The sequence below is a fragment of the Legionella sp. genome (assembly GCF_965140895.1).
Lineage (GTDB): Bacteria > Pseudomonadota > Gammaproteobacteria > Legionellales > Legionellaceae > Legionella.
This window is the reverse complement of record NZ_CBCSKT010000010.1, coordinates 86,014-97,033: the sequence shown is the minus strand read 5'-3', so window position 1 is coordinate 97,033 and position 11,020 is coordinate 86,014. Positions and strand designations below refer to the sequence as shown.

The following is an 11,020-nucleotide window of genomic DNA, read 5'->3' as shown; positions in this document are numbered from 1 at the left end:
AACGTGAGTCAACTTACTGGTGGTAAAAAATTATACTGTTAGCTAATTCGGAATTAATCGATTATTTGGTGCGGAATGTGAGATTAAAGGCGAGAAAGTTCAAGAAACAGCAACGATAAGTTGGCTAAGTCAATTTGGGTATTTTGCGATTGGCGTTATATTAATTCTTATTTCTGATGCGACTGAGTTTGATTTAACTGCTGTTGGAATCTTTTTCTTCATTCTTGCAGTTATTAATGTTATCACCACGGAATTGGCTATTACTAATAAAAAACTAATTGGTAAGGTTGGTTTTATTCGCAGATCTTCTATTGATATCCCTCGTCACCAAATTGAATCATTAAATGTAGATCAGAGTATTATTGGGCGAATCCTAAGATATGGCAAAATTACTGTTAATGGATCAGGTGGCAACAAAGCCAGCATACCGTTTATCAAAAATCCATTGCAGTTTAGAAAAATGGTAATGAATGCTCTTGATAATAATAATAATAATTAATTTTTTAATAGCCAAACGCTTATGCACTCGCGGCTATTTCTAGTTTGGCTTTTCTTCTTCGGTTACTATTTCGTATAGCTTCACGTCCTGCTTCTGTCCGTGGCCCTGTAGATTTTCCACCATGTAACTTACAACGCCCATTAATAGCCTAACGACTATATCCCATACAGGAGGAGCTTTGCATGGTGTACCCATCCTTGTTTTAGCACCGCATAGGCCACGATCTTTCCTTGGGGTTTTTGGTTCATCAGCCCAAAGAGAAATACGGACATTAAAATGTTTATCCAAGTATAAACAAGCCATAGCACCTCCTGGGATTTCAGATTATTTATTATAACCCAGACCCCATGACGCGCGCCTGTTTAGACTGCACAAATATGCAGGTTATTAACCATCATTTGAATCTCTACCCAGCTCAGCCTCTATTTCCTCGACGCTAGGCAAGCTTGATTTAAACTCTTCAGGCAAAGATTGTGTGATCTGGTATTCTGATACACCTATTGGTTTATGCACATCACTCAATGAATATTCCACAACAAATTTATCATGGCTTTTGCATAATAATAACCCGATGGTGGATTCATCATTCTTACTTCTTAACTGAGCATCAACCACCTTAATATAGAAATTTAACTTACCAATATGCTCTGGTTCAAAATCCACATTTTTTAGTTCTACGACAACGTAGCAATGTAATCGCGTATGGTAAAATAACAAATCAATGAAAAAGTCGCGCTCACCTACTTGGAGTGGTACTTGCCTGCCAATATAGGCAAATCCCGCCCCCAATTCTAAAAGAAATTGAGTAATGTGCTCAACAAGCCCTAACTCTAGCTCTTTTTCATCATAGTCTTTTGCTAAACGTAAAAAGTCAAACACATAAGGGTCTTTTAATGTTTGGTGAGCTAAATCAGATTGAGGTGCAGGAAGTGCTTTAGAAAAATTAGAGAGTGCTTTGCCTTCTCGTTGCCATAATTTGCTTTCAATTTGATGTGTTAATACACTACGGCTCCATCAATAACTTACTGTATTTTTATATATAATATAAGCCTTCATCTGTGCTAGAGCACTTACTGATAATGACTAAATTATGTCCCCAGGGTATTTGAGTTAATTGGGCAACAGCTTGTTGCCCAATTTGAAATGCACCAGACCAAAAGACTACCCACTGTCGAATGTACTTGATATTACGCTCAGAAAATCCTTTCATATCAGGAAATTCAGACATCAGATCACGGCTTAGTTGTTTAGTAAATCTATCACCCCAAGTAGTATTTTTTTGCTTTTCAAGAATCTCTGTACCAAGTTCCCAGTAAAACATCAGTAATTGCTGATTTACCGCTAATGCTGCTTTTAATTGGGATTGCTTCACTTTGTCCTTCAATGCAGCAATCCACTGCTTATATTCACCATCATGAATGATGGCATTTTGGTTATGCGTCATCTCAAACCTCAAATTTTAATTTAGTGAAATTGTAGCAAATTAATGTAACCGTGCATCTCTATTCCTCGGTAATAAATTCTGCGCGCTCCTCCCCCATACCCCCTGTAGTAGATGGCGCACTACAGGGGAATACAGTTTTGGCATCTGTGCCAAGTGTTATGTCGGAAGTTGGTGCAGATAGCGCACTTCGATATCGCTCCTTCGATTTTCGATACTTCGATTGATATGTTTCAATAATTAATTTTTTTTGAGCTAATAAACTTTGTATAATATCTTCAAGCTGCTTTCGAGTAATCTGAGGAAAATCAAGATCGTTATGCAGAACTTTGTATGGATTTGCATTGGAAGTTGTTCCAGAAGAAATATAAACACCGGAGTTGTAATATTTTTCTATAAGACCTAAAACAATAGGGCTAGCTACTTCAACACTAGGAGTATCAAAAAAATATAAAATCCCGTACTTGCCTCATCTCATATTTATTGAGGTAGCCAACTGTCCAAAATTGGACTTTTGGTGCATTAAAGATAATATTGGAGAGTCTTTTTCTAAACTCAAAAATAAGCGAGATCGTACGCTATTGTGCCATGCTGTCGATCCACTATAGCTTTCTTTAGAAGCCCATTTAGCCGATTCTTTATCAATATGGGCGAGTAACAAAACAGCAGCATTCTGCAATTTAGCAAGCTGTGTTAAAAATCGTATAAATTCACGTACCCGCGCACGTTCATTTTCATTTGCATCAAAAGTATCGCTCGCATTATCTATAACAATAAAGCTAGCACCATAAGCAAGACTTCTGCTGAGTAAAGCATCATATCCTACCGTTAGAATCTTATCTTTATTTTGCGTAATATATAACCCAGGATTTTCTGTAGAATCAATAATAAGCAACTTTTCCGCCAGCATAACAGGATCTATCTTTTTTTCTTGGCAAATACATCCCAAGCGATGACGAACAATTTGCCCAGAATCCTCTGCTGAAAAAAAAAGCACCTTGCCAGCTGTTGTTGGTTTATCCATAAAAGGGAACCCTGTTGCAATGACGTTAAAAATAGCTATCGCGACAAAGAGATAAAGCAGACAATTCAATCCAATCAGAGTAATGTATTTAAACGGTTAATCGATGAGATTATTTATCAATTTGCTATAGTGTTCAGCTCTAAGATAGCTGAAACCTTATTTAGCCCGACAATGGTCTTACGAAAAGAAATACATTATTTGAAGGATGAGACGTCTATAGAACTATTTAATGGAACACCTACTTTACACTAAAGTAGGTGTTGTTTGGCGATTTAAAAAAATTTTGCATGCCCGAATTACCGTGGCTTGACCACGGTCTCCACTAACGCGTTATTAAACCGCAGTAATTCTGCAGAGTATTTAACATAAAATAACTTAAGTAAGCACCATTAGTTACAAATAATCTGGCGATACTTATTTTCACATATAGGAAGATCTAGCTCATGTATAAACTTTGTTTCTGTCTCTGCCTCCCATTTAAATAGTGTTAAAGAAGCAGTTTTTAACGCAGGAGCAGGTACTATTGGCAATTACTCCCACTGTTCATGGGAAGTACAAGGCGAAGGCCAGTTTATGCCTTTACAGGGAAGCGAACCATTTATTGGTGAAACGAATAAAGTTGAGATGATTTGTGCTCCTGATTGTATCCATGAAGTAATCATGGCTTTACAAAAAGCACATCCTTATGAAACACCTGCATATGACGTTTGGAAATTGGAAGATTTTCAAACAAACACAGAGAGGATATAGGCTGGGCCGAAAAGCCCAACCTACTCTTAAATTAATATCATGAACGGCTTATTGGTAGCATCCAAACTGAGTGTTAGTGGTACCTTGATACTGAGGAGGAAATTCATCCATCGATGGAGCTGTTGGTTCTAAACCACCTTGCACTGATTCATATTTTCCATACAGGTTCTGATTCGCATCAAAGCCCTGCTGTATTATGTGATTTGGCTGCTGTTCCATATAAGATTGTGGTGGCAGTGATACAAAACGTTGTTCTACCTCAGGAATATATTCGTATACTTGTGGTGGTAAATAATATTGAGTCTTTAACTGACAATCAAAATACAAATCACCTACAGTAAGACGTGTTAGAGTTCCACTACGTAGATCTCTAACCTGTTGTAGACACTCATTAACTTTAGCCATACTCTTATCTTTACGCGAAAAGAATGATGGGATTTCCGCATCTTTATTATTTAAATGTTTCGCAATTTCAGCGCGAAGAGCAACTATGGCTAATTTCACCATAGATGGATCAATCCCATTACTTGCTAAATTATATTCTTCATTAACTGTTAACCTAAAACGAAGTGGATCCCTTGGATCCATAGCATTTTGATCTTTCTGCAAAGGACTATATAAGAGATTCATTACAAATGCACCAATACCAGCACCCATAATACTTAGCAGAACTGCGCCAGTTACAACCACAGCGGCAGGGCTAAAGCCAGCCATAATTGCCAAACTTGTTAAAGGAGCGGCAGCAAATGCTAAGGTAAGAATAGAAGAGCCCGCGCCAAATGCAATAGAATTAGCCATTACTAAGGCAGCTCTTAACCAACCTTCATTGTAGTAAAAACGTTCTGCACCTTCTAAAAATTGATTAAGCATATAATATACAGCAATGCTGGCTAATACAGCAGCAACTGCCGCCATAAGCAATAATGCCAATGCAGCCAGTGTCTCCGAATCAGTATCAACACAACATCCACCATGACCATGGTGACCAGGCAATCCACCATGTGGAAATCCGCCATGAGGAAATGAGTGATGACCGTGACAATCATGAGTAATTGAACTTAGCAACATCCAATCAAATAAAAAGGAGTCATGACAGTTGTAACGATTATAATCGTTATATACAAATTGAATTTTAACGTCAAACTTGGGTAGTTCCGGTTTAAAATTTTTTTGCTCTTGTTCAGAAAGATCTTTATAAACAGGTAAGGCATAAAAAATAGCATTAAAGTATTTGTACACTTTAGCTTTTTCGACAGGAGCAAAATGGTAAAGATTACCATGAGGTGATTCAAGGGAATATTGTACTGCAAGAAACATTTCATTATAAATTGATGTTACGTCCTTTGGCACATCGTTTCGACTTAGATAATCCTTATAATGCTGTAAGACATTGCCATAAAATAGCATCAAATTATGATCAGTAAATTTACGTATATTTGTCATAGCTACTCCTAAAATTAAGTAGCACTAATCCCATTTAACTTAGGTTTTTCTTGCATTTTATTGCATCCCATTTCAGCAGTCCTTGCTTTTGACTGGGGCTGAATTTCAGCCCCTTTTCATGTTACATACCAGTCAAAATTAAATAGAACTCGTACTAATGCCTTTCAATTTGGGCTTGATTAATTAAACTTTTTGCATATAAATCATAATCCATCATGCCATAACTAGCTTCGATCTGTTGAATGAGGCTTTCCTGTTGTTCTTTATCTAAAGTACTTAATTTTCCATCATTAATGTGCTTTAGTCTTACAACAACATAATCACCATTAGGCAATACAGCACCATCGCGGCTTTCTGGTCGTAATAAGTTGAATGCCAATTCATTAATTTGAGGATCGGCTTTATCACTGTCTCGAGCGGCTTGTTCTACCGTAATCCAAGATAGTTTATTGGAACTTAGAATTTCTTCATTCTTTTTATCAACCGGGTTTTGCAAGCTCATTCCCAGCATTTTAGCTTTGGCTTGGGCACCCTGTTTTGTTAATGTAGTTTGAATTTGCTTCTGCACTTCGTCTAATGATTGTTCCTTTTCAGACGTATGTTCACTAACACGTGCAACAATAACTGAGTCATTATCTAATTGAATAGGCTCGCTATTATTACTTAGCTCTAATACATCATGGCTGAATGCTGCATTAATTACTTGTGGATTCTTAGTTAAGTTATCCTGGTCACCAGCACGAGAGAAAGGCTGAGTCGTTTCAATTTTTAATTTCAGCGCCTCCGAAACAGGCTTCAAAGAATCGGGTGATTGATAGCTTAAGTCAGACAATTGCTCCAAAGCTTGTGCATATTTAGCTTGAGCCATTTCAGTCATCAATTGCTCTTTAATTGTTGTCTTAACTTCTGATAAAGGTTTGATTGTTACCGGTTTGTAAGCAATTAATTTAAAAATTTCTAAACCGTGTTTGGTTTGCGCTGGAGCTGATATTTCTCCTGCCTTTGTTAAATTAGATAAAACTTTATCGTAATCATTTTGCCCTGCAGTAATCCAAGGAAGCTCGCCTTTATCAGCTACAGAAAGCTTATCATCAGATTCTGAAACAACGAGCTTATCGAATTGCTCAGGATCGTTTTGCAACACTGCATACGCATCGTCAGCCTTTTTCTGAATTTGGTCCAGCTCATCTTTAGAAACACCTTCAGGAATTGCAAACAAAATGTGAGCAACGTGCCATTGTGCTGGAGTTAAGTAGTTGTTTTGATTTTCATTATAAAAACGGCTTACATCGTCATTTGATATTTTTACTTGCTTCTTAATATCATTCATAGACAAGGTTACATATTCCAAGCTTACTTGCTCAGGAGCCATAAACTCTTTTTTATGTTGCTTGTAATATTCAGCAACCGCATCAGAAGAAACATTAATTTGCTTTTCAAAATGCGAAGCAGGAACAACTAGATAGTCATAATCTCTATTTTGCATGTATAAGCGAATGAAACGCTCAACTTCATCTGGTAGTGCGAATGAAGTACCGATAAAAGCAAATCGCTGTTGGTTCAACAACATACCTTGGCTTACTTCATTTTGAAAGCTTGATTGAGTAAATAAAGCCGCGCTGAGTGCCTGTTGATATTTTTCAGCAGAGAAATGACCATCTTCCTGAAATTGTGGAATACTTAGTATGGCAGCATTCGCTTGATTGGCACTAACGTCAAAACCATTTTTACGGGCAGCTTGCACCATAACTTCATTAGCCACCATTTGATCCAGGACTTGGCTTTGTAATTTTTTGTCATCTTCAGCAGTTATATGTGCCACATCTTGCATTCCGCGTGCACGTCTGTAATTTGTTTCAAAGGCTTGATAAGTTAAGGATTCACCATTAACCATCACCTTCGCATTTGAGGTTTGATGCGATTGAAAATAGTAATCAACTCCAAAAAGAGTAAACGTAAGGCCGATTAAAACGACAACTAGCCAAGCAACAACACCTTGTATGCGCTCATTTAACTTCTGCAACATTTCCCGAGATCCATTTAGTATTAACAAAGTTTTAATGAAGTGCGATTGTAACCTAATCGGACAAAAATCTAAACAAAAAACGCTAAATTTTACAAATAATGGAGCCTAAGATTCGCTTTTAAAAAACAATGAAAATCATAATTGATGCCTTTTGCAATAAATCATGCGGTGCACAATCAGTGCAAATTACAATCAAAGGCAAGATGAATTAGCGTAAAAGTGGTTATGCTAAATTGTAGCCTGTATCAGACGATACGGGATCTTGTGACACATTTGGCTCGTATTACGCTGCGCTAATACGCGCTATGTGTAATTTTTTTGTATAAATAAACGTAGTCTGGTTGCAAGCAACCAGATCTACGTTATTTTTTATCTTTTTGATTTATGCCTTCCGTTATGAAGACATTTTTTAGGATATTGGCGGAGCGGACGGGGCTCGAACCCGCGACCCCCGGCGTGACAGGCCGGTATTCTAACCAACTGAACTACCGCTCCAATATGGTGGGTGCTGTAGGGATCGAACCTACGACCCTCGCCTTGTAAGGGCGATGCTCTCCCAGCTGAGCTAAGCACCCGAAATCGTTATGAATTTCGCTTTACTACTCACCAATTTATGCTCTGCATAAAACTTGGTGCTCTCACTTATAATAAAAAACGCGCCGTGGAGCGCGTTTTAATAATATGGCGGAGCGGACGGGGCTCGAACCCGCGACCCCCGGCGTGACAGGCCGGTATTCTAACCAACTGAACTACCGCTCCAATATGGTGGGTGCTGTAGGGATCGAACCTACGACCCTCGCCTTGTAAGGGCGATGCTCTCCCAGCTGAGCTAAGCACCCCAAATCTTTAAGCTTCTTGAACCGCTTCTTTCAGGTTTTTTCCTGCTTTAAATTTAGCTACTCTTGACGCTTTGATCTCAATGATCTTCCCAGTCTGTGGGTTTCTGCCAGTACGTGCAGAACGGTTACCAGTAGAGAATGAACCGAACCCAGGTATTACCACCTGATCGCCACTCTTTAAGGCATCAGTAATAGTGCTAGTAAATGTTTCAAGCACTCTGCTTGCATCTGCCTTAGTTAAACCTGAACCACTTGCTAAAGCATCAACTAATTCGCTCTTATTCATTGCTTCCCCTATACAGTTAATCTTCCATACTCAAGCTAATCCAACTTAAACTTAATCAAATTAACCAGTCAAGTAGTTACATCCTTGCAACGCCCGCCAGTAGCGGGCCACGAGAGGAAATATACCCTTAATTAATGGGTATGTAAATCATTATTTTTATTTTTTTTTGATTTTTTACCCGCCAAAACGGCAGATTGTACATTATCCGGACTATCTAACCAAGGACTGCGTTGTAAAGCCAGCTCTAACACCTGCTCAATGGTCTTCACAGGGTGGATTCTTAGCTTACGCAACACATTATCTGGTATCTCTTCCAGGTCTTTTACATTCTCTTCGGGGATAATGACATGCTTAATTCCACCTCGATGAGCAGCTAATAACTTCTCTTTTAGTCCGCCGATAGGCAATACTTGTCCACGTAAGGTAATTTCCCCTGTCATGGCCACATCAGCCTTAACAGGAATTTGCGTAACTACAGAGACTAATACGGTACACATACCAATACCAGCACTTGGACCATCCTTCGGTGTTGCTCCTTCAGGAACATGCACGTGGAAGTCATTCTTTTCAAAGATATCATCAGCAAGCTGTAGCTTTTTAGCGCGGCTGCGCACAACAGTCATCGCAGCATGTATTGATTCTTGCATTACTTCGCCCAGTTGTCCCGTATGAATCACCTTACCTTTACCAGACATCATGGAAGATTCAATAGTCAGCAATTCACCACCTACGCTCGTCCAAGCTAAACCAGTTACTTGGCCAATTTGATCAAACTCTTCAGCAAGACCATATCTGTACTTCTTCACACCTAAATATTTTTCAATATTATTTACAGTAACAGTTAATCGCTTAATTTTTTTCTTGTTTGATAAAATCTCTTTTACAACCTTTCGGCAAACACTCGCAATATCTCGTTCCAAATTACGAACACCCGCTTCACGAGTGTAGTGACGGATGATTTCGCGAATAGCCCCTTCACTAATATGAATCTCATCGTTACTTAAACCATTAAGATTAATCTGCTTGGGTACTAAATACTGTTCTGAAATACTGACTTTTTCATCTTCGGTATAACCTGCTAGACGAATGACTTCCATTCTATCTAATAAAGGTGCAGGAATTTCCAATGAATTTGCCGTTGCAATAAACATTACATCACTTAAATCATAATCAACTTCAAGATAATGATCGCTAAATGTATGGTTTTGCTCTGGATCTAATACTTCAAGTAATGCAGAAGCCGGATCGCCACGGAAGTCCATAGCCATCTTATCCACCTCATCAAGCATGATTAAGGGATTTTTCACTCCAGCCTTACATAGTTTTTGAATTATTTTCCCAGGCATTGATCCAATATAGGTTCTACGATGACCACGAATTTCCGCTTCATCACGCACACCACCTAAAGCGATACGAATGAACGTACGACCTGTTGCATTAGCAATCGATTGTCCTAAAGAAGTTTTACCCACCCCTGGAGGTCCAACTAAACATAAAATAGGTCCTTTCAGACGTTTTACTCGTTGCTGAACTGCCAGATATTCAATAATACGTTCTTTCACGCGTTCTAAACCGTGATGTTCTTTATCCAATAATTTTTCTGCTTTAAGTAAATCAAATTGAATTTTATTTTTCTTTTTCCATGGAACCATGAGCATCCAGTCAAGGTAATTACGAATGACTGTTGCTTCAGCAGACATGGGTGACATCATTTTTAATTTATGAAGTTCAGCCATTGCCTTTTCTTTAGCTTCTTTAGGCATACCTGCTTTATCAATGGATTTTTCCAACTGCTCAATTTCATTACCTTCTTCGCCAAGTTCACCCAATTCTTTTTGAATGGCTTTCATTTGTTCATTCAGGTAATACTCGCGCTGACTTTTTTCCATTTGGCGTTTTACACGACCACGCACTCGTTTTTCAACGTGTAATAAGTCAATTTCAGTTTCAATGGAGGACATTAAACGTTCAAGACGCGTGCCAACATCTAAGGTTTCTAATAATTCTTGTTTATCATCAACTTTCAAAGTTAAATGTGCCGCAATAGTATCTGCCAGACGACCTGGCTCCTCTATTCCAGCTAAAGGAGATAATACCTCTGGAGGAATTTTTTTGTTCAATTTAATGTACTGTTCAAATTGCGACATTAAAGAACGCATTAATATGCCAACTTCAGGCTCTTGTACGGCAACATTTACCTCATCCATAACTTCCAAAGAAGCTTCCAGGTAACCTTTTTCCTGACTATATCCTTTAACTCGCGCACGTTGCTCGCCTTCTACCAGAACTTTTACTGTACCATCAGGTAACTTAAGCAATTGCAAAACGCTTGATAAAGTACCTACTTGGTAAATATCTTCTGGAGATGGATCATCATTAGATGATTTTTTTTGCGCGACTAAAAAAATTTTCTTGCTATCAACCATAGCGGCTTCAAGGGCTTTAATTGATTTTCCTCGACCAACAAAAAGGGGAATAACCATATGAGGATAAACCACCACATCCCGCAGAGGCAGCACTGGAATCATAGACAAATTTTCAGTCTCATTAGGCGTCACTTTATTTTCAATAGACATAACGAACCCTTATTCAAACAAAAGCTATAGTTATAATTTTACAACAAATTTTTACTGCTCTTTAACTGAGTATAACGGTATTTGAGGAAATGAACAAAGTACTTAATAAGAATGGGGAAATTAATATGACAACTTA

10 protein-coding genes and 4 tRNA genes are annotated in these 11,020 nt (G+C 38.3%); 2 read left to right on the top strand and 12 right to left on the bottom strand.

The window, feature by feature from the left end; translation table 11 throughout:
• Positions 1–253: 253 nt before the first annotated feature.
• Complete coding sequence (locus ACQY7T_RS01605) at positions 254–499, top strand: PH domain-containing protein (RefSeq protein ID WP_428410974.1); 246 nt, start codon at positions 254–256, stop codon at positions 497–499.
• A gap of 19 nt (positions 500–518) precedes the next feature.
• Here ACQY7T_RS01605 and ACQY7T_RS01600 read toward each other — a convergent pair whose 3' ends face one another.
• From ACQY7T_RS01600 to ACQY7T_RS01585, 4 genes are all read right to left on the bottom strand, one after another.
• Positions 519–644: an HGGxSTG domain-containing protein gene (locus ACQY7T_RS01600; RefSeq protein ID WP_428410976.1), complete on the bottom strand. Its 126-nt coding sequence runs from the start codon at positions 642–644 to the stop codon at positions 519–521.
• Between the two features lie 242 nt (positions 645–886).
• Entirely contained in the window at positions 887–1,378 is a 492-nt protein-coding gene (locus ACQY7T_RS01595) for a PDDEXK nuclease domain-containing protein (RefSeq protein ID WP_428410973.1), read from the bottom strand.
• A 154-nt stretch (positions 1,379–1,532) separates the two neighbouring features.
• Complete coding sequence (locus tag ACQY7T_RS01590) at positions 1,533–1,943, bottom strand: DUF1016 N-terminal domain-containing protein (RefSeq protein ID WP_428410972.1); 411 nt, start codon at positions 1,941–1,943, stop codon at positions 1,533–1,535.
• A 466-nt stretch (positions 1,944–2,409) separates the two neighbouring features.
• Positions 2,410–3,033 (bottom strand): AAA family ATPase, encoded by a 624-nt coding sequence (locus tag ACQY7T_RS01585; protein ID WP_428410971.1) that lies wholly within the window; start codon positions 3,031–3,033, stop codon positions 2,410–2,412.
• A 504-nt stretch (positions 3,034–3,537) separates the two neighbouring features.
• Between ACQY7T_RS01585 and ACQY7T_RS01580 the strand changes: the two genes are divergently transcribed.
• Positions 3,538–3,714 carry a hypothetical protein gene (locus ACQY7T_RS01580; RefSeq protein WP_428410970.1) on the top strand — a complete coding sequence of 59 codons (177 nt, stop codon included), beginning with the start codon at positions 3,538–3,540 and terminating at the stop codon, positions 3,712–3,714.
• A gap of 48 nt (positions 3,715–3,762) precedes the next feature.
• Here the strand turns inward: ACQY7T_RS01580 and ACQY7T_RS01575 are convergent, their stop codons facing one another.
• The 8 genes from ACQY7T_RS01575 to lon form a co-directional block, all read right to left on the bottom strand.
• Positions 3,763–5,157 (bottom strand): hypothetical protein, encoded by a 1,395-nt coding sequence (locus ACQY7T_RS01575; RefSeq protein WP_428410969.1) that lies wholly within the window; start codon positions 5,155–5,157, stop codon positions 3,763–3,765.
• 154 nt (positions 5,158–5,311) lie between these two features.
• Positions 5,312–7,183: a SurA N-terminal domain-containing protein gene (locus ACQY7T_RS01570; RefSeq protein WP_428410968.1), complete on the bottom strand. Its 1,872-nt coding sequence runs from the start codon at positions 7,181–7,183 to the stop codon at positions 5,312–5,314.
• Between the two features lie 418 nt (positions 7,184–7,601).
• Positions 7,602–7,678: transfer RNA gene (locus tag ACQY7T_RS01565), tRNA-Asp, on the bottom strand.
• A 4-nt stretch (positions 7,679–7,682) separates the two neighbouring features.
• Positions 7,683–7,758 (bottom strand) — tRNA-Val (locus ACQY7T_RS01560).
• A gap of 107 nt (positions 7,759–7,865) precedes the next feature.
• Positions 7,866–7,942 (bottom strand) — tRNA-Asp (locus ACQY7T_RS01555).
• A gap of 4 nt (positions 7,943–7,946) precedes the next feature.
• Positions 7,947–8,022, bottom strand: a tRNA-Val gene (locus ACQY7T_RS01550).
• Between the two features lie 7 nt (positions 8,023–8,029).
• Complete coding sequence (locus ACQY7T_RS01545; protein ID WP_058535483.1) at positions 8,030–8,308, bottom strand: HU family DNA-binding protein; 279 nt, start codon at positions 8,306–8,308, stop codon at positions 8,030–8,032.
• 131 nt (positions 8,309–8,439) lie between these two features.
• Positions 8,440–10,884: an endopeptidase La gene (lon, locus tag ACQY7T_RS01540; RefSeq protein WP_428410967.1), complete on the bottom strand. Its 2,445-nt coding sequence runs from the start codon at positions 10,882–10,884 to the stop codon at positions 8,440–8,442.
• Positions 10,885–11,020 lie beyond the last annotated feature (136 nt).

Bases quoted from the DNA above. Each gene is read 5' to 3' on its own strand.
- ACQY7T_RS01590 (WP_428410972.1), bottom strand. From the start codon at position 1,943: ATGACGCATAACCAAAATGCCATCATTCATGATGGTGAATATAAGCAG.
- ACQY7T_RS01580 (WP_428410970.1), top strand. From the start codon at position 3,538: ATGCCTTTACAGGGAAGCGAACCATTTATTGGTGAAACGAATAAAGTT.
- ACQY7T_RS01575 (WP_428410969.1), bottom strand. From the start codon at position 5,157: ATGACAAATATACGTAAATTTACTGATCATAATTTGATGCTATTTTAT.
- ACQY7T_RS01570 (WP_428410968.1), bottom strand. From the start codon at position 7,183: ATGTTGCAGAAGTTAAATGAGCGCATACAAGGTGTTGTTGCTTGGCTA.
- ACQY7T_RS01545 (WP_058535483.1), bottom strand. From the start codon at position 8,308: ATGAATAAGAGCGAATTAGTTGATGCTTTAGCAAGTGGTTCAGGTTTA.
- lon (WP_428410967.1), bottom strand. From the start codon at position 10,884: ATGTCTATTGAAAATAAAGTGACGCCTAATGAGACTGAAAATTTGTCT.